The organism is Adhaeribacter aerolatus (genome assembly GCF_007991635.1).
GTDB classification, from domain to species: domain Bacteria; phylum Bacteroidota; class Bacteroidia; order Cytophagales; family Hymenobacteraceae; genus Adhaeribacter; species Adhaeribacter aerolatus.
The window spans coordinates 1-20,155 of the sequence record NZ_BJYS01000024.1; the positions used below are offsets into that span (position 1 = coordinate 1).

Annotated in this window: 16 protein-coding genes; all 16 read right to left on the reverse strand. The window is 44.7% G+C overall.

The features are described from left to right. Window positions 1–13 precede the first annotated feature (13 nt). The gene (locus tag AAE02nite_RS15715; protein WP_146899454.1) at window positions 14–910 is read right to left on the reverse strand and encodes a cation diffusion facilitator family transporter; all 897 of its coding nucleotides are present in this window, start codon (window positions 908–910) and stop codon (window positions 14–16) included. Between the two features lie 4 nt (window positions 911–914). After that, the gene (locus AAE02nite_RS15720) at window positions 915–1,409 is read right to left on the reverse strand and encodes a DUF2231 domain-containing protein (protein WP_146899457.1); all 495 of its coding nucleotides are present in this window, start codon (window positions 1,407–1,409) and stop codon (window positions 915–917) included. A gap of 1 nt (window position 1,410) precedes the next feature. Next, window positions 1,411–1,725, reverse strand: a complete 315-nt coding sequence (locus AAE02nite_RS15725) for a hypothetical protein (RefSeq protein WP_146899461.1) — start codon at window positions 1,723–1,725, stop codon at window positions 1,411–1,413. 292 nt (window positions 1,726–2,017) lie between these two features. After that, window positions 2,018–4,198, reverse strand: a complete 2,181-nt coding sequence (locus AAE02nite_RS15730) for a TonB-dependent receptor family protein (RefSeq protein ID WP_146899464.1) — start codon at window positions 4,196–4,198, stop codon at window positions 2,018–2,020. Window positions 4,199–4,250: 52 nt separating this feature from the next. Continuing rightward, entirely contained in the window at window positions 4,251–5,615 is a 1,365-nt protein-coding gene (locus AAE02nite_RS15735; RefSeq protein ID WP_146899468.1) for a vanadium-dependent haloperoxidase, read from the reverse strand. Window positions 5,616–5,949: 334 nt separating this feature from the next. Next, on the reverse strand, window positions 5,950–8,337 hold the full coding sequence (locus AAE02nite_RS15740) for a TonB-dependent receptor domain-containing protein (protein WP_146899472.1): 2,388 nt from the start codon (window positions 8,335–8,337) through the stop codon (window positions 5,950–5,952). Between the two features lie 7 nt (window positions 8,338–8,344). Next, on the reverse strand, window positions 8,345–9,736 hold the full coding sequence (locus AAE02nite_RS15745; protein WP_246151087.1) for an HTTM domain-containing protein: 1,392 nt from the start codon (window positions 9,734–9,736) through the stop codon (window positions 8,345–8,347). After that, complete coding sequence (locus AAE02nite_RS15750; RefSeq protein ID WP_170252618.1) at window positions 9,723–10,757, reverse strand: imelysin family protein; 1,035 nt, start codon at window positions 10,755–10,757, stop codon at window positions 9,723–9,725. The genes AAE02nite_RS15745 and AAE02nite_RS15750 overlap by 14 nt, the downstream gene beginning before the upstream one ends. Before the next feature lie 230 nt (window positions 10,758–10,987). Then, window positions 10,988–12,088 (reverse strand): DUF4856 domain-containing protein, encoded by a 1,101-nt coding sequence (locus tag AAE02nite_RS15755; RefSeq protein ID WP_146899478.1) that lies wholly within the window; start codon window positions 12,086–12,088, stop codon window positions 10,988–10,990. 687 nt (window positions 12,089–12,775) lie between these two features. Then, complete coding sequence (locus AAE02nite_RS15760) at window positions 12,776–13,021, reverse strand: hypothetical protein (RefSeq protein ID WP_146899481.1); 246 nt, start codon at window positions 13,019–13,021, stop codon at window positions 12,776–12,778. A gap of 759 nt (window positions 13,022–13,780) precedes the next feature. Next, window positions 13,781–14,692: a T9SS type A sorting domain-containing protein gene (locus AAE02nite_RS15765; protein WP_146899484.1), complete on the reverse strand. Its 912-nt coding sequence runs from the start codon at window positions 14,690–14,692 to the stop codon at window positions 13,781–13,783. A 466-nt stretch (window positions 14,693–15,158) separates the two neighbouring features. Further along, on the reverse strand, window positions 15,159–15,848 hold the full coding sequence (locus tag AAE02nite_RS15770; RefSeq protein WP_146899487.1) for a cytochrome c biogenesis protein CcdA: 690 nt from the start codon (window positions 15,846–15,848) through the stop codon (window positions 15,159–15,161). Then, window positions 15,848–16,240 (reverse strand): heavy-metal-associated domain-containing protein, encoded by a 393-nt coding sequence (locus AAE02nite_RS15775; RefSeq protein ID WP_146899490.1) that lies wholly within the window; start codon window positions 16,238–16,240, stop codon window positions 15,848–15,850. Before AAE02nite_RS15775 ends, AAE02nite_RS15770 begins: the two co-directional genes overlap by 1 nt. 21 nt (window positions 16,241–16,261) lie before the next feature. Next, a complete protein-coding gene (locus AAE02nite_RS15780) occupies window positions 16,262–18,658 on the reverse strand; it encodes a heavy metal translocating P-type ATPase (protein ID WP_146899492.1) in 2,397 nt (798 codons plus the stop codon). A gap of 65 nt (window positions 18,659–18,723) precedes the next feature. Further along, entirely contained in the window at window positions 18,724–19,089 is a 366-nt protein-coding gene (locus tag AAE02nite_RS15785) for a metal-sensing transcriptional repressor (RefSeq protein WP_146899496.1), read from the reverse strand. 222 nt (window positions 19,090–19,311) lie between these two features. Then, entirely contained in the window at window positions 19,312–20,145 is an 834-nt protein-coding gene (locus AAE02nite_RS15790) for a universal stress protein (protein WP_146899499.1), read from the reverse strand. Between the last annotated feature and the right edge of the window lie 10 nt (window positions 20,146–20,155).

The following is a 20,155-nucleotide window of genomic DNA, read 5'->3' on the forward strand; positions in this document are numbered from 1 at the left end:
AAACCTAAGTCATTTATAAATAGCGTTTTTCCTCAGTTGGTTCTACATGTATCATTACATCAATAAACTGGGGTAGCTGGGCCTGGATTTTGGTTTTCACCTTGTGTGCTATTTGGTGCCCATCGGCAATTGAAATATTCTGGTCTACCCAAATATGGATGTCCGCGTGATTCATAACGCCCATTTTTCTGGTATGGCACTTTTCAACTTTTAATACTCCTGCTACCTGCTGGGTTATATTTGCAACCTTTTTAGTTAGTTCCGGATCTAAATCTTCGTCCAACAATTCTCCAATAGCTGGTCTAATGATTAAATAGGCATTAATAAGAATAATACCGGAGGCCAGCAAAGCCGCCCAATCATCCGCTACTTCGTATCCTTTACCACCTATTATACCAATAGTTATACCGATAAAAGCTGCTGCTGAGGTGATGGCATCACTACGGTGGTGGAAGGCATCCGCTTTAACTGCCCCGCTATTTATTTCCAATCCGGTCTTCAGGACAAACCGGTACAGCAATTCTTTTGTTAAAATGACAACAACTAAAATAATAAGCGTCCAGGATGCGGGTACTTTGTGAGGAGATTGGATATTATGAATGCTTTCAGTAGCTATGAGCATTGCTGCTGCACAAAGGGCTAAGGCAATACCAATCGCCACCAAGGCTTCTACTTTGCCGTGGCCATACGGATGATTTTTATCGGCTGGTTTAGCTGCCCATTTTAATCCCAGCCAAAGCATACCGGAGGTAAAAATATCTGCTGTTGATTCAATGGCATCTGCAATCAGGGCATAGGAATTACCAAAAATCCCGCCCAGCGCCTTAATGATTGCTAAAAAGGCACTGAACAGGATTCCGATAAATGTTGTTTTAAGACCTTTTTCGGAGGAGTTATTTAAATCTGACATCTTATTACTTATAGCCGGCACAATCACCAGTGGGTACTAATACGCCGCCGGCCTGCTGATATACTACCCTGGCCCCCAAATGACCAGCATATACTAAGAAGCCAGAACCTGTAAGCATAAGTAGGGCAACAACCAAACGCAAAACGTTCGCTTTAAACTTAATTAAATTAAGCCGTAGACATAGCTCTAAAACAGTAGCGGCAGAGAAGAGGTAGGCTAAATTATAAGCGGCAATTTCATGGTCTTTAAGAACGGTGGGGTCACAAATTTTCCGTGACACTATCCCGTCTGCCAGACCTCCGGTATAGATACTTAGCCAAGCAGTAAGGCAACCTGCATAAAGCAGATAAGCCCCAGTCCTATGCCAGAAAGCGGCAGAATTCTCTCGCAGTAAAAGTGCTGTTAGTTTCGTTATGGTAGCCAGCAGTAAAAGCGCAATAGGAAAATGGATGGTAAGGGGATGCCAAATTTCTGTACGCCAAAAAGAAGGTTCCCCCATCTTATTCCAGAATTTTTACGGCTATGGGTTCTAATCGCTTACCTACTTTTTTTACTTCCACCTCCACTTTGCCACCTTCTTTCAACTGTTCAAACGGAACGGTACTGCCTGCCTGGGTAAGCTTTGTAGAATCAGTAAAATAAAGTTCCAGCCGTTTATTATCCGCTGTTTTAACATAAATTTCAGTTTCCTCCGCCTCCACTTCATCAATCGTGCCTTGGTAAGTACCGGAATCCACCACATCTGTACTTTCTTCGCAGGCATATAGAAAAGGGACAAAAGAAAGCGCTAACGCAAGTTTCTTTAAATTTTTCATAGTTGATGTAATAAGAGTTAAGGCGTTTTAAGTTGATAAACGTAATATTTATTATAATAGATATTTGGCTGGAAATAAGTAAGAAATGTATGGATAAATTACCCTTCTAAATATACGCTTAATAACTTAAACAGCGCTCCGGTCGATATGTCTTACTGAAAAGTCTCCCCTGCCGTTTACCAGATCCATTTGGCTTATAAGTTCGTTTATGTAAAAAAGGGGGTGAGTTCCGGGTTTTGTTACATTTGTCTTTCTTTTTCATTTTACTGAATCAATAGTGATTCACCACTATTTAAATCTTTATACCAATAGCGGCATTGACACTCCGGCCATCCGAAGGCCAAATACCAGGACCCGGATAAAAGCTAGGCCGCTTGGTGAAGTAATGTGTATTGAAGACATTATTCAGGTTAACCTTGAGCTGAATCTGCCGGGAAATACGGTAAGCCGCATTCACATCCAGGATGCCATAAGCCGGGACCAGCCCAACCGCTCCGTTAGCTGGTGAGATTTCGGTATTTAGTGGGTCGGCATAACTCTTGGCCGTATAACTGTAAAGTACCGACAGGCTAAACGGCTGGTGCCGGATAGTCATGCCATTGCGGCTAATCACCTGCGGAACGCCCTCCACCTGGTTGCCCTTAATCGACACATTCTCGTTGCCTTGCCGCACCTGCGCCTGCAGATACCGCGCCTCCATGAAGCAAGTAGAAGTAAAGAGGGAAAAATGCCAGTCCGGGGCCAGCTGCTGCTGGTATTCGGTGAAGAACTCCAGCCCACGGGTTAAGGAATTACCGGTGTTAGTGCGCAAAATATAAAAATCACCCGCCTCATCCGTTTGCATCAGACTGCCCAGCCGGTTATTGTAGCGCAACTGGAACAAACTGACGTCCCAGTTAAAGGCAGCTAGCTGGCCCCGGTAACCGGCTTCCAGGTTATAGCCGGTAGCGTCTTTCAGGTTTTTATCCGCCCGCTCGAAAGTAGAAGCCGGAATAATGTCTTTGAAGATGACCGGCCGGTAAGCCTGGGAAAAGCCGGCGTAAAAATTATGCCCGGCCCGCCACTCGTAATCGGCGTTGATACCCAGTAGTGGGAAACGGTGCTTGATGGTATTGGGCAGCTGCTGCGCCTGGTAATACGTAATTTGGCCGCTCATGTCAGATTGCCCGCTTTCCAGCCGGATACCGGGACTCAGGGAAAATTTGGAACTTAACAGCAGCCGGTTCTCAGCAAAGATGGCCATATTTTTTGTAATAAAATTAAGGTCTCTTCCCCAGCCCGGTTGACTTAAGGTTAAATCAAAATCGGTACCCGTAGTACCTTTGCCTAACTGGGAGCGGTGTAAATTATTGCGCATCAGCTGCAGGCCCGTAACTAAGGTAGCCGGCAGGGCTCCTAACTGATAGCGGTGGCGTAACCGAAGTTCGGAAGTATAACTATGAAACTGGTCAATATCTACCTGCCGGGGAGCATACTGAAGGGTTAGCGGGTCAATTCTATCCGCTACATTAGCTGGTTTATCAAACTGCACACTGTTGCGGTTTCCCAGTACCGCCGAGGAGGTCCACTGCAGCTGGGTATTGTCTGACAGCAGGTAGTCAACCGTGAGGGAAGGAACGTAAATATCCGGATTAAAATAATTCCGGCCCCGGGTAGCCATCCGGGGATTGGCCCGGAACATGCTGTCGGTCAATGGACCCGGAATCTGATAGATATAGTTGGAGCGGGCAAATTCCGCTGAGACCCGCAGCGCCTTTGTCGGTTGGTACCGCAGAATAACGCCTTGGGCATCATAATCCGTTTGGCTGTTATCCCGGTAACCGTCCGATGTGCGCCGGCTGTAATAGGCATAGTAACTAAATTTGCCTACGGTGCCGCTGATGGCATTATAGGTGCTTAACAGGCCAAAGGAACCGGCGGCCGCAATGCTTTCCAAGCCAATAGCTTTGGTGGTATCGGGTTGTTTGGAAACATAATTGAGCATGCCGCCAAACTGGGCGCCGTATTGCAGCGAGCCCGTGCCGCGGACAATTTCTATTCTTTGCACCGCTTCCATGGGCATGCTGTAATGAGAGGCTGGGTAGCCGTACATATCCGAATTAGTGATAATGCCGTTTTTGCGGATATTAAACTCCCAGCCACGGTGCGGGTCCAAACCGCGGGTAGCAATATTGACCTGGTTACCCGACCCATCCATGTCGTAGACAAAAACGCCCGGTACTTTGGCAAACAGCTGGCGCGGTGTTTTTTCGGTAATGTTGGCATTGAGGTTCTCCAGCTGGATGACCTCGGTTTTCTTACCGGCAAAAATAAAAGTATCCCTCTCTTTGGCTAAGCGCTCGATGGTGGGCTTTTGTCCGGTAACCTCAATTTCCCGTAGTTGTTGGGCTTTGATACTGTCTCGCGGCACCTGGCCTTGGCCGAAGGAGGTAATGCTTAAAAGGAGAAGTAGTAAGACAAATATCTTTTTCATTAAATCTTTGGAGGAGTTTAAAGCAGCCTTTCTTATCCGGTTAGCAACCGTATTATTTCCTTGCTAATATATTTTCCGGCGTTTCTTTTGGTCTGGCCAGTTTAGACCAAACCCACTCGCCCACTTGCTCTCCCTGGCGCGTTCCTTCCAGCGCACCATCCCGAAAATGAATGCCGCCATAAATCCGGCTCATGGAGGTTTCCATATAAGTTTCTTTGATTGATTTAAAAGACCTTACGCCATGGCCAAACACAAATTCTGTTGAATCGGTAAAAGCTATTTCATTACCCAATAAATGAATTAGCATTGTGCCGGCAGAAGCCGAGATGGCGCTATGACCACTTACGTATTCCGGAAAAGGGGGTGTTTGTAAGAAAGGCTCCCAGAACGGGTCTATTGTTTGATGAATAACGGTGATGGGCCGAATCCGGGCACTCCGGTACTTCTCATCCCAGCAAGCAATGAAAGCATCATACAGGGCAATAGAAGAATAAGTATAAGCCTGCAAAGAAGCCATCATATCCAGCTTTTTATCCTGGGAAATGGTTTTGACTATGGCTAGCCAATGGCCAGGTGGAGTCATCTTCTTAGATAAATAAGACACATGCCCGTGAATATTACTGACCGTGGCATTATCATCCCAGAAATAAGCAATGGCTTTTTGTTCCGGCGTCAGGTTTTTGCCATAATCATAGACTTCCTGCACCATCTTGAAAAAGGAGCTGTTGGGCTTCAGGTCAAACTTGGCCGGGGGTGCGGGTTTGAATTGGGTGCAGGAATCCAGCGTAAAAGAGCGGACCTGGTTCCAAGAAGACTCACATGCCGGCTCGTAAGTTGGAGGGGTGGGTTGCCAAGAACCGGGTATATCGGTAATGGAATAGCGCATGAGGGCGCGGGTTTCTTTGTAATTATCTTTATCCGCATAGGCTAACACGTGGTCAGCTACTTGCTGGCCGTACGCCACCGAACGTTCATAAACGTCCGCCGGGATATTCATGGCTTCATACCGCTGGTTTAGTTCCTGCTCGTACTTTTCCCAGTAATCAGTAGAATAGGTGAACGCTTTGCTTATTTTTAGGTAGGCCTGAATAGAGGCCACCGGAAAAGCGTATTCAACTCCTTTTTGGGGCTTCGGTACGGCTTGGAAACCATTCAGTTTTCCGGCTAAGGTAGGATAAGCAGCATAGCCATTGCGTAAGGCTTCGTAAGCCGCTAGATTGGCATAAGCATAAATCCGGCTAGCTACCGGGGGCTTAAAGATGTCATGAATGATGGCCGTGGTAAGCTCATCGGCTGTCTGATGCAGGAGCTCTGGATCAGCCGCTTGCTTGTTATAAACCTCTGGGCTGGTGCGCTCACAACTATTGGCACCCAGGACACCCGCCAGAAAGGTTAAAAGAATAAAAATTCTCATCATAAGCCTTATCGATAATTTCCAAAGTTAAAACATAAGAACATATTTTCAGAAAAGAAAAGTTTAGGCTTCTTCCCTATCAATTTCGGATTATATCCACTTGGGACCTAATATGTTTCCTGTAATATCTTGCCCTAAGTTGAAAACTATTTCCGATTCTTACTAAGAAGCTGATAAGTGCCTTTATGTAAAATGGCCTTAGAAGACTATTTATTAAAGTAGAACCTGGAAGAACGTTAAAAGCCTACTGAATAGAACATAGACTAGTTTTTAATTAGCCAGAGGCTAACTATGTGGTCAATATTGGTCTGCTTACCGGATTCCAGTGGCATATGGTTTAGAACTTCACCTGTAAGGTTAAATAATAACCTCTGGGGTCAGAAGGTATAATGCCAGGACCCGGATAACCATCGGCCCGGCGGGTAAAGTATTTGGCATTAGCCAGGTTATTCACACTCCCAAAAATACCCAGCCATTTCCATTGGTAACTGGCACTAAAATCCATGACTTGGTAACCCGGTACAGTACCATCCACTGCGGTAGGCGTAAATTCAGCGTTCGTTGCATCAGAATATTGCCTGGCCACGTACGAATACTGGTAAGTGAGATTAAACCGGTTATCACCAAAAGAAAGCCCGGTCCGGAACAAAGTAGGTGGCACAAACTCCACCCGTTTGCCCTGGATGGCACTTTCCTCCGTTTGGATGTAGCGGGCATCAATGGCGGAAAAGTTGGTATAAACCGAGAATTTATAGCGGCTCCGACCACCGGTGATGGCTTTCAACAAATCAGCCTCTATTAAACTTTCGAAACCGGCATTCCGACTGTCGGCTACATTCGTCCGGAGGCGGTACACCATATTATCCTGGTCTTTGGTAAATACCGAACCAATCCGGTCATTATACCTTAAGTAGAAAAGGCTTACATCATAATAAAGCCAATCATTTAACTTGCCCCGGATACCACCATCCGCCGTATAGCCCATTTCGTCTTTTAAGAGCGAGTCTACCCGAGCATTGGCGTTAACTACCCGTAAATCATTAAAATTAATAGAGCGATAGTTTTGCGATATGTTGGCATAGAGTTCTACCCCCTTTCTTAAATCATAAGAAGAGCCAATCCCGGCCAGGGCGAAGGAACGGTTGTTTTCTTTTTGTTCCTTCACTTTTACATCCGGTACAAAGCGCATGGTTTGGTAATAATAGCCATTGGCTTTAGTAGAGATATATTCCAGTCGTACCCCCGGCGTAATGCTCCACTTGTCGTTCAACTGAAAAATATTTTCGGCAAAGACGGCGGCATTGGTGCCCGGAAAACGGTAACCGGAGGTATTGGGTTCCGTGGGTACAAAGTTAAACTTGGGTCCGGTGCTTGCATCGGCATCCCCCTGGTGGCGCAAGGTCAGTCCCCGGTACAAACGCACACCGGCCAGGAAAGTGCTGGGTTGTCCTTTCACCAAATCGTACCGGTGCAATAACCTGATTTCGGAACCGTAGTTCTTATAAGTGTCAGCTAATAAATCCCGCTCTCCTCCAGGGTCAGGCCGGTTGATATAACTTAAAATGCCCAAAGCTTCTCTACCCGCCCGCAAAGCGTAGCTCCGCCAGTTTATCTTGGTGCGGTCGCTGAAACGGTAATCGAACGAAAGGCTGGCCAAGTTCCAGTTTACCCGAAACCAGTTCCGGGCCCGCACCGATTGCGAAGCATCCGCCGCAAAATCAGCATCGGTTAAGCCACCAGGCTGCTGCGCCAAGTAATGCATATAGGTATACTCCCCGGTAACTTTTAACTTTTGGGTAAGAGCGTAATCCAGGTGAGCATAAGCGGCATGTTGCTCAAAATGGCTGTTTGGCCGCCAGCTATCTCCTTTTTTGTACTGGTAATACGTGTAGTAATTTAGCTTTTTAAAGGTTCCCCCTAGGCTGTTAAAAGAATTATAAAAGCCAAAGGAACCGCCCGTCTGGCGGCTTAAGAAGGAGATGGGTTTATCCACGATGCCTTTCTTTAACTGAAAATTAATAAGGCCGCCAAATTGGGTACCGTACTGCAAACTGGCTGCGCCCCGGATAATTTCGATTTTATCTACGGCTTCAATGGGAGGGGTATAATAGCTTTCGGGATAGCCTAGCGCATCGGCACTAATGTCATAGCCATTCTGACGGGTGTTAAAATTAGATACCCGGCTGGGATTTAAGCCACGACCACCAATACCTAACTGTAGGCCACCGCCATCGTACTCCCAAATATTTAAACCGGCAATGCGGCTGTAAACCTGGCGGGAATTATTGGTGGCCAGGTTGGCATTAATATTATTAATATTGATTACTTCGGTTTTTTTACCGGCATATATGGCCATTCCTTCTACCTGGCGCAGGTTTCCGGCTACTTGTTCATTTTTGTCCGTAACCGTTATTTCGTTCAGGGTAGCATCCGAAGAAGTTAAAACAATATGAAGGATTACGTTCTGGTTCTCCAGGTTTACCTGCTGCCGGTATTTTTTGGCTCCCCCGTAATTTGCAATTATCTCGTAACTGCCAGGTGGCAAAGCCTCAAACACAAAGATTCCATCGGGCGCACAACTCGCCTGTCGGTTTAAAGGCTGCAACGATACGGTAGCACCAGTGGCCGGAGCGGCATTAAATTTAACCAGTCCGCTAATGGTAAATTGCTGGGCGTTGGCAAAAAAAGTAGTTAAGGTTAAAAGTAAGAAGGCTATATATTTCATTACTGTGCTATTCAGATTTTTGGTAAGGTAAAACCCAACTATAATGCCGCCAGCTTAAAGATTGCTGCGCCAGGTTTACCGTTGGGTCAATAAACAAACGGGACCGGCGGCCATTCAGGGCCACGTAACACTCGGCGTACACAGCAGGCTCCTTAATACCTTCCTGCTGGTAAGTTTCAGCTAAAAAATGGGCAAAGCGCAAAATCATATCTGGCTGGGTGCTCATCATTTTTTCCTGCAAAGGGGAAAGATATTCCCGGTTATTTACTTCGTAGGTTTTACCCGTGCCTGGCTCTTTTACATAAAAGAAAACATTCCCCGATTTTTCCATCAGCATTACCCGCCACGAAAACCGAAACCCTTCTTCGTGCCAGAACAAGGAACCCGGATACAGCAGGAAGCGAAAAGGAATGAGTACCTGCAAAAAGAAGAAGATACCAATTATGGTCAGCAGGAATTGGTTCGCCCTCGGCTTAAAAGGCAGAGCTGGAGAATTTAGCTTGGCAATCCTAAATAAACCTGTTCGCTGGATAGTAGCTAAAAAACGCTGGTGGAAAGCGGAACTGAAAAACACCAGGCTCGACAGAATCATGACGTAAGGGAAAACGCCAATACTGGGGAAGAACAAAGCAGTCGCCAGGTGAAATACCAATACCAAGAAGTAAGCCGCCGGCCGGGTTTTCCGGTGAAGTAAAAAGAAAACTATAAACAAATCGTACAGGGCGCCGAACCAACTAAATAGGTAAGCCACCCAGGTTTCATACATTAACGGACCTACCAGCAATAAATGGCTTTTGGCGGGCAACCATATTTTCATAGGCAAAGCCCGAAGCAGCCAATCGCCATTTAGCTTGGCAATACCGGCAAAAAAATAAACCAGCCCTACCTGTAACCGGATGGTGCCTACCATCCAGCGAGGTACTGAATTAATCGGGTGCTGGCGTTTAAAAGTAACATCGAGGGCAAAATAATGGTTAGCCGGTAACCAAATCAGCAAAAAACTAATTAGGCTGATAAAATAATAATGGTTCAGGTAGTTGGTACTGTCAATTAGTTCTACATAAGTGAAAGTTAAAAAAAACAGGACGCAGGCTAGCCGGTAAAATAAACCCAGCGTAATCAGGAGGGCAGCCAAGGCCATACCGGCAAACAAAAGGTGCATCCCGGTATAACCCAACGGACGCACCCATTCAAAACCCTGATAAGTAAAATAAAAAGAAGGTTTAACGTATAATTCGGTTATCCAGCCCTTGTGCCAAAAACGGGCCAGGCTGCCCAGCATCATCAGGCCAAACAGTACCCGAAAGGTAACCAGCGGCGCAATGGAAAGAGGCTGCTGCAGACGGCTTCTGAAACTTTGCCATCCCGGAATATCCGGTAAAAAATTAATCGCCGTCACTATCCTGGTAAGTAATGCGCACCCCGGTAGCCGATGCTACATCTGTTTTCATTAAGGTTAATAAATTCTGCACCTCGCGGTAAGCCGCATCTACTAAATCTTTGTGGCTAGTAAAGGAGGCCGCAAGCGGGTCCGGAATAGCTTTTAATTTATCTATGGTTAAATCAAATTGCCGGAGGACATCGGTATTCAACTGCTCTTTTTTCAAGGCTATCAGGTAATCCGAAATACCTTTACCGCTTTCATTGCCTGTATAGGCCTTTTTAAGGCTGGTCAGGTTTTCAACGGCCAGGGAACCCGAAAAGCCCCCATAATAGGCCTCACTTTTTTCTGGAAAGAGCGTACCCCCGGATTGCTTGCCGTAAGGCCAGCCAATGCGGGGCCCTTTTAACTGGTCCAGCTCATAGGCAAACTGGTTAACCAAAAAGCCAATCGGGCTGCCCACATCCGCCCGGGTGTTGGCGATAAATTGCGCCCGGTAGGTATTGTTCCAGTTTGCATGTACAGTGTTTACCAGGGCTTTCATGCGGGCCAAAATATCCTGCACGTACTTTTTCCGATTTGGGCCTGTTGGTTGGTCTAACTTCTGTAAGGCTTGGTCTGAAAAAAGCAGGTAGTCTAAAGCCGGAAAACCTTGCTGTTTTGTAGCCGCATTTACTTCCAGATTATAAGTATTGTTGCTGATGTTATTTTCAATAAGCGCCGCATCAGCCGGGAAGGTGTTCAGGAAATTGTTCAATAATAGCGTTTCAGCCGGACCTAGCTGATAAACTGAAATTCGCTGGAACTGCAAATAAGCTTCTTTAAAAATTGGTTTTAAGGCTTGCTGGGTTTCGGTGGTTGGGGTTGCCAGAAACGTATTTACGGCACTTTCCAGGGCAGCCAGTTTTTGCTCCATGCCGGCATAAGCCGGAATAATCAGGTTATCAGCATAATTAGTTAACATGGCAGTCTTATCAAAGCCATTGTCGGGCACGGCTTCTGTTTTATCTCCCTCCGAACAGGCAATTACAAATAACATAACAGCTGCTATTAACCCTAGCCAGGTCTTTTTCCCGGATAAATTCATGGCCTTCAAAATTATTTAGTTGCAGTAAAGCTTAATTAATGTTGGTATTTTATCTAAAAGCAGGTTCAGTTTATAGGACCGCCTCTTTAGTATTCATAACTGTTTCTGCTCTTTTAAACAGGCAAACTCCCAGTAAATAATTACCGGGAGTTTGCCCACAGGAGTATTAATTTCTTTTGTTTTTATAAACTATACACAGTTTTTAAAATAGTTTCGGCTTCTTTTAGTTTAGTAAAGCCCGGTTCATTTACCAGCGTATAAAAATCGGTGTTAAGAATAGTCAGTAACTTCTGGAAATTGGCTTCGGATAATTTACTGCCGGCCGCCCGGTATTTTAAAGCCAGTACAAAACCATAGCCTTCGGATAAAGCATGGAATTGGGTGCCCAGGTTACCTACGCTGGCAGAAGCCTGCGGAATAGTAACATAAGCCAAAGCCGAAATAGCCGCTAGTTTTTCCCAGGTTTCCTGGATATTTTTTACCTGCTCATCGCGTACGGCATAATCTTTAACCTCAATAGCGGCCCGGCCTTTGCGGAAAGCCTCGAACAAGGTACTGCCCGCGTTAATTGGTTTCCCTCTTTCGGCTAAATAACCACCCCACAATACTGGTCGGTTTACATCGGTGCTGGCGTATTCTTTTGCGGGGTCATAATCAGCCGGAATACCCAAATAACCGAAAGCTTCGTCCCAGCGGCGCTCCATGGCCGTAGTGCCTTCGGTGGCGGTTGAATTATTTTCGTTGGCAATACCAGCCAGAATAGTCATGGCTTCTTTAAAGGATAAGCTCCCCATCATGCCTTTAGCTACGGCCTGGTTGTACTCTAAACCTTGTGGGCCTACTAAAATTTTGCCACTGCCTCTCGGAATAAAACCAGCCCGACCCGGAGTAGCCGGTATGGCATTAGCATTGCTGTTAGTAACATGTTGCCGGATAAACTCCTGATATACGGCAGCATCAGCTGTTTTAGACGCCAGGTTTACATTAGCTGTGTTTAAAGCGGCATTGCTAAAGGGTGCGCTGGTGTTGTTGAACAGGTTATTAGCTTTGGTTTGGTCTAACACAGTGGTGGAACCAGAACCTAAATAAGAATTTAATTCCACCGCCATTTTTATCCGGTTTGTGGAAGTACTAAAATCAGCCCCTGCAAAATCATAAGTTGCTGGAACGGTATATTCCGGAATGGTATCGGTCTCCTTCTCCGAGCAGGAGGCAAAAGAAAGGCAGACAGCTAATCCCAGAAGGGTAAAGGCTTTAGTTTTTAAAGTAATATACATGGGCATAAAGGAGCTTTATTTAGACTAATTTTAAATAAGGCCCAAAACTATATACCACATCTTTTCCATGCAAGTATTATTTAGAATTATTTTAAATAAAGTTTTATGATTTTAACCTTATCAAATAAGAAGTAATTTTAAAAAGATGAGTTTAATTGTTAATGAAATTAACTTATGATGGTTTTTTAGTCATTTGATATAAGGAGCCCGTTGATTATATCTACATCGCTTCGTCCTAGATTATAATAAAGAATCAGGTTCTACTTCTTAAACTTTAAAGTTGATTATTCGCGAAGGACAGCCAATAAATGTTCGCTCAACAACTAGAATTGCATTCTGGTTTATCTAACGGCATGCCCAGACCTATAAGTCAGAATATGTAAAATTACCTAGGAGTTAATTTTTCACCGTTAAGGGGCTATTTATCTATTATTATGCTATTAAGGTAAGGCTCCAAACCTTGTAAGCTTTTAAATCCAATAACTTTTTTTACCCTTCTCATCTCTGCGTCAAACCAGATTTCAGAAAAGAAACTACCCATGTCATAAAGGGCAATCCGGCTATCTTCTTCCTCCCGAAATTCAATAAAATTACCATGCTTCCAGATTAGGGTAGCTCGCCCTTGAAGGTCCTGTAAATTGAACTCACAGAGGTCCATAATCAGCTTTTAGGTAGAACAAATGAATTTTGCTATTATTTCTTTATTTCTAATTGCGCTTCTATCTGGCGGTTAATTTGTTTCAAGGCTTCGGTCAGTGTTTTTTTGTTATATATATCCGATACGTATAAGTCCTGGTTAACCGAAAAGGGTTTACCATTGGCACTGTTGTAAACATAGATTCTGACTTTAAAATTGCTCCTGACTTGGCATCCTACCTTGTAACCTTTTTCCTTAAAAAAATTAAAGATAAATTCTTCCGGGTCAAAGTATTCTATCATAGTCCGGTTAGGGATTAAAACTGGTTATCTCGAAACTACATCACTTTTATAGCGGAATTCTCACTTTAAGGTTGTTTAATCGAAAAGGAAACTTTACCGAACACACTTCTCAAACCATACTGTTCATCTTTATTGAGGTCGGGTCAAAAGCAAGTATTTTCGTTTGTTTTTTAGCGACTGGCTTCATCAATTTCACCTTATTTAACCATCCCCAATACCTGCTTGGGCGTTTGTTCATCACCCCTATTAAATGACCGAAAGCGTTGGTTTATCAAACCCCTGTTAAATAAAGAATTTTATGCCTTACCCAGTTTTCTGGTCTGCTATCCTAGATACCCATTTTCGGTGTTTTAGATAGATTCTTAACCAACTTTACAATAGGGAGAAAAGAACCTTAGCAAACTCCACCCAAACATAGGATGGTAAATAAGAGTGGTTTTCTGACTTTTGTTATATTTAAGGGAAGGGGAATAAGGTGTATATTTGGCGCCGACAGTGGCAAAGACATTCGGACAAGTTTAGTTCCTGTAAGGTTTTACCTACTCCTCCTGCTTGCCAGGTTAAAAAAGAAATTTGGGTAAGAGATGCAGCCAGTAAAAGGGTCTGTAATTCTGGTCCTATTTTCAACTTTTCGATTTTAGCTGCTTCAGCAGTAGGTGCTACATAATTGTTTTACTGGGAGGCGCTACTGGGTAGTTTTGAAAGCTATAATTTACGATTAAAGGATAAAGCAAAGCTTATTTGGGGTAACCGATTTATCTACTTTAGAAGAATCCGGATTAACTGGGTTTTATGGTCGTTATTTGAAATCACTTTTAAATAATAGATGCCTCGCGGCAAATCCCGGACATCCAATTCTATTTCATCTTTTTGGCGGGAACCAACCGGCTCCAATCTATTATTTACTGAAACTGTCCGAACAGCTTTGTTGATTAGTTGGTCATAAAGATATACGTGGGAAGGAGGCGAATCTAAAGTTTCAACATCACCTATTTGAAGCCTGATTACATCAGTAGCAGGATTGGGATAGGCGGTGACCACGCTCTCCCTGACAGAAGTTTTTTCCGGATGGAGGAAAGAGCTTTCTATGATTTTTTTACCTGGTTTATAATTCACCAAGCCGCTTATATCTTTTAGACGGGTCTTGTGAATGTCTAAAACAGTTTGGTTAAATATACCCGGTTTAAAGCTTCTAAGATTGGTCCCGGTATAACGGGTAGCAAACCGGGGAATAAAATTAATTTTGGTGGGAAGAGCATCGGGAACCGTTTCAACATAGTTTTTTTGGGCAATCAGCACTTCCGGTAAAGTACGCAGTTTGGTAATCAGCTCTTCCATGTTTTGATTCGGTTTAACCGTATAAATGAATAATTTAGACATATCCATCGACCGGATTACCTTCCCATCCGGCAATACATGAATGGTATCAGCCAGATTAAAATTCGGTACGGCTACTATTAAGTCCGATTCCTGAATACCTATTTCTTCCAGGGCTTGCTTTAAAGTTTCTTTTTTTACCTGAACCACCGGCGTGGAGACCCCATTAATTATTCTGGCTTCCCAGCTGACATCCTTAGTAAAATAAATTAAAATTTCTTTGTGAACATCGCGTTGAGCCAACAGCGGCAAACAAATAAGAAGGGTTACAATACTAAGCAAGTACTTTTTCATCAGTTGTTCAGAGAACTTAGAGTTTAAAAAAGATTCATCTAGGGTCGTAAATTAAAAACACCAAAAATTTAATAAAATAAGGCTTTGTAGGTTTCGAAACCTAAGTAAATATATGGAAACAAGAAGTAAAAAGTTGCCATATTCCTTTAATATGTTTAACCTTTAATATGTTTAATAATAAATATATTTAGGCAAAATAATTATCTAGAAGACCTGTAAGGTTTAACACCTGCTCACCAAATCTAAAAAACGGCCGGGTAGGGTTTGCGTCAGTAAGGAGATATGTAATATCAATTCAATTGTGTGACCAATAATTTGTTGAACTACTCTTAATCAATCTTCTTATAAGTAATGCTATGTTAAATGAAAGCCGGTTTGGGGTTTTATTATATTTACTTCCCTTTTGTAATTTATTATTCCTAATATTTGCACTGCTCGGCTCTAACAATAGAAGGATTACTAACTATTATAACAAATTTACGAAAACATTAATGTAGTAGAAGCTTACGAATAATAAAGCACAGCCGCTAATCAGCTGGATGCTGCGCCGGAGCCAGGTTAATTGTGCTAACCGGGAAACGGCCCCGGCAAATATTCCTACAATTAAAAAAGGCAGCCCCCGGCCTAAACCAAAAGCCAACGCCAATAAGAAGCCATAGAAGGGACTGGCCTGAGCCGCCGCTACCGATAACAACAGTAACAAAGGTGCGGCCGAGGTGCCTAAACTAAAAATAAAACCATAAGAGAAGGCTCCGCCAATGCCTGGCTTACGCAAAGAAGCAAGCTGATTTTCTTTTAGCCGGGGGCCATAAAAAGCCAGTATCGCTGCCAATAAAGATACAATAGCCATCCCTAAAGCCCAGTAACGCCCAAAAGATTCCGTCAAGATAGCTCCTAATCTGCCGGCTAAAGCCCCTAATAAACTTAGATTTACCACTATTCCGGCAAAAAACGCTACGGCAATCCAGATTCCATCGCGACCGGATTTACTTTCTGAACTGCTGCTCACCAGGCCGGCCATACCTAGCCCAACCGGTAAGGTACAGGGGCATACCGCACTGGCCACCATCCCAGCCATCACCGCTACTCCCAAAGCCCATAGCGAACCCTGGGAAAGGCTGGAGCCGAAACTATAGAAAAAATCTTCGAGCGTCATTAGTATTCTTTTTCCGCTATTGCCTTACCGGTTTTATATCCCTTGTCGTTGATGGCTTTGCTAATCTGCTCAGGAGAAATTTGCTCCTGGGCATAGGTAATAGTAGCCTGTCTTCTTTCCAGGCTTACCGCTACATTTTGTACCCCTGCCAAGGCTTTAACCGTTTTCTTAACATTGGAAACGCAGCTGCTACAGGACATGCCTTCCACCGGCATCGTTACGGTTTTAACGGAAGGGCCAGCCGTTACCTGTTCCTTCGCGTTTGTTTTTGCTGGTGTTCCCTGGCTTTTGTTCTGCCCGCAGGAAGGCAGAACAAAAGAGATAAAAATGAAAGAGAACAGACTTAAAGATTTGGCCAGAACATTCATTTTGAAAAAAGATAAGGCTTTCATAAAATATAGTTGTTAGTAGTTTTAAACCTCAATAGCGGTAAAACCGGAATTCCGGAGGGCCTCTTTCAGTTGCTCCTGCCCTACTTTATCCGGCTCATAACTTACGTATACGTGTTTTTGGGCTACCTTAGGCTTTACCTCCTGTACCCCGGACAATCCTTTTAAAGTGGTGGAAATTGCACCGGCACAGCCTTCACAAACCATATTCGGTATGCTGAATTCTACCTGGGCCAATGCTTCGGGCTTGACTTCTATGGCCCTTTCTAGCTTGATGCTTCGGATGCGCAGGGTATTAAGCAAAATGGCAAAAATGCTTAGAATCATCACCCCGATGGCTAGTAACGGCGTTATCAAACCTAAAGCGGCTAACACCATACCGACAAAGTTGAAAAGAACGGCTACGATTACATTGCCGGTTAAGGTACAGTAACTGGCTTTGCCTAATATCAGGGCATTTACCACATCCTCCAGGCGGTCCCCCAGCAGGATAACCCCGGCTGATTCAATAGCCACATCGGTGCCGGCTCCAATGGCAATTCCGACATCCGACTGCGCCAAAGCGGGAGCATCGTTGATACCATCACCCACCATTGCCACTTTTCTATTTTGCTTTTGCAGGGATTCAATAGCAGCTACCTTATCGGCTGGTAATAGCTCTGCCCGTACTTCATCAAACCCCAGTTTCTTACCAATAGCCTCAGCTACCGGTTGGGCATCACCGGTCAGCATCACCGTTTTAATGCCCCTTCTGCTTAAGGCCGCCATTACGTGCGCCGCCCCTCTACGGGGCGTGTCCTGGAGCGAAAGAAGTCCGACAACCCTGCTATCGTATGCTAAGGCAGTAACCGTTTTGCCCTGGCTGCCTAAAAGGTTTATGCTGGCCATAACTTCGAGGCTTAAAGCAATACCTCGTTCTTGCATAAAAGAAGGTTTACCGGCCAGTACTTCTTTACCTTCCACGGTGGCCTGTACGCCTTTGCCGGGAGTAGCCCGGAAATTATTCGCGGTTAAAATTTTTACCCCTTCCCGTTGGGCATAAAAATGAATGGCTTGCCCCAAAGGATGCTCGGATTGCTTTTCCACCGCAGCGGCCAGGGCCAGCACCTCTAGCCGGTCTAAGCCAAAGGTTTCCACGTCGGTTACCGTGGGCCGCCCGTAAGTCAGGGTACCGGTTTTATCGAACACCAGGGTATCAATCGTAGAAAGCCCATGGAATACTTCACTTGCTTTAACCAATAAGCCAATAGAAATACCTTTCCCCCCGGCAATCGCCGCCAGCATGGGCGTGGTGATACCCAAGGCGCAAGGATAGCCCATAATAATAGTGGTAATTAAGGCCAAGGTTGCCTGGTTGAAATTACCCGTAATTAAGGCCCAGGCAGTAAATGCCAGACCCGCTACGATAAAGACCACGGGACCGTAATAGTTCATTAACCGGTCCGCCAGCAACTCGATAGGTGGTTTACGCTCGGCTATCTGGCTCATTAACCGTACAATCTGGCTTAAAAAAGAATCAGCCCCGGTTTTGGTCACCTGTACTTGCAGGGCTCCATCTAAATTAAGGGTACCGCCAATAACACTGGCTCCTTTTTCTTTCGTTACCGGAACGGATTCACCGGTAAAACTGGATTCATCCACACTGGCAACGCCTTCCAGTACCAATCCATCCAGGGGGAGCCGCTCACCCGGTCTAACTTCTACCACTTCGCCAATAGTCACTTCAGCCGTTAAAACCTCCCGCAGCTGGCCGCCCCGTAGTACCCTGGCTTTAGGCGGTTGCAGCGAAAGTAATTTTCGTACGGCTTCGGATGCTTTTTTGCGGGTATCCAGCTTAAAATAAGCGAAAAATAAGTGCAGCGACATTAACCAGGCGGCTACCGGTAAGAAGTTAGGCCAGCTGGGGTCGAACAGCGCCAGCGTACCCATGATAAAGGAGCCCCAGGCACCAGCGGAAAGCAGCACATTGGCATTTATGACCCGCTGGCTAATGGCCATGATGGTTTTACGCAGCACCGGATAACCTACCCACAGCAGCACAAAGGCGGCTACGGCAAAACTAAACCAGGCCCGGTAATGAGCCGGAAGGGCAAAAATATTGATGGGGTCAACGAGTAAATCAATTACCGAGAGCACCATCCCAATGGTACCCCGCTGTTTGATTAACTGGAATAAATCTTCATCGGATTTGTACTGCTGTACTTCCGTGGCAGAAACGTTGTAACCTAATTTTTCTACGGCTTCGGCTAGTTGCTCCCGGCTCATTTTGGTAGTATCGGCCTCTACCAGCACAATACCATGGACCAGGTTTACCATCACACTGTTAACCCCAGGGTATCTTTTAAGCGCCGTTTCAACACTCATGGTGCAGAAAGAGCACATTAACCCGGAGACTTTCATCTGAACTGTTTCTGTTGCCATTATTTTACTTTAATAAGATATAGCGCAAAGAAACAGCCGCCGGGGGGGAGGTCTCCAAATTTTATTTATTGCTGCTCTTGATTTTTTTTAACCTGGTCCGAAACGAACTGGATTTCTTTCATCTTATCCGTCAGTTCGTCATCGCCCAGGTCCGGGAACTGCCGCCTTAAGCGTTCAATTATTTCTTCCTGGCCACAATTGCCCGGGCAACTTTGTATGGTTTCAGCGATTTTCACCGCTAAAGATTTCCGAAAGGTCTCGTCCAGGAGTAATAACTCCGCGTTTTCCAGGGCTTTGCCGGTTGCTTTAAATTGCTGTCGGATCTGTTCCGGGTCTCTGTCATTATCCAGCATTTTTATAATGCCTTCTATTTGGCCTTTAATGGTATTTAAGCGGGTTTTTACATCCCTTATTAAGTCCTTTTGTAGCATTGCTTTAAATTAAAATTTATCCCGACCAATAATATTAACCATATACGGGAGAGGTAGCCAAACTTTTCTTAAGTTTAATTACCTGGTTACTTTTCTGTAAATTTAAAAGCCTGTCCTTGCGGGCAGGCTCCTACCGCCGATAGGGAGACTAAGCCTATCTCGGTATAGTGGCATAGCACTTCTCACCCGTGTTATGCCATTTTCTTTTTCCTTTTAAACTAATTATCCTGGTAGAATAAGTAGCGGAATAGAAGTGTGCCGGATAAAGATGCCGGTGGTACTTTCATGAAATAAACTTTGCAGGAAAGAATGTTTCCGGTGAATGAGTACCAACAAATCTTTATGGTTTTTCTTACAGTATTTTTTAAGACTGCTCACAACAGCATCCTTCTCCGCCGGCTCTACCTCTGTTTTAAGAGTACCCAAATCCAGGAATTTTTCTGCCTGCTGCATTAGCCTATCCGGTATCGTTTGTTCTGGCTGGGAGGCAATATGAATAATGCTTAATTCAGTCTTCAGGGCATGAACAATATCTATCAACACCTCACCTGGCTGATTGATTTCTTTACCATCCAAGGCCAACGCTATTCGGTTGGGAAGGGTAAACGGCTCGCATTTTTCCGGTACTATCAAAAACGGCGTATTCTTAATGGATAACAGGTGAATAGAGGTGCTATCTACCATTTCATCCGGAATGTCTTCGGTATAGCACTTGCCAATGATTACTAAAGCACCCGGTAACTGCTTTAAAAGCACAGGCAGTTTATTCAGCAAGGAACCCACGATAAAGTGCGGCGTTATTTCTACCTCCTGGCCAAACCGAGCACACCTTTTTGGTAAGGCTTCCTCATGTTCTTTGCGGGAGGCTACCGGCACCTTATCAAAGTAGGCTGAAGAAACCGGTACCTCCACAAAGTAGTTGGCATCCAAAAGAGAGTGCTCCCAAAAATGTACCAGGTGTATTTTAGCACCTAACCTCCGGGCTAAAGCAACGGCATATTCCAGGGCTTTATCGGCTGCCGTGGAGAAATTGGTTAGCACCACTAAATTGTCCATTGCCGTAAGT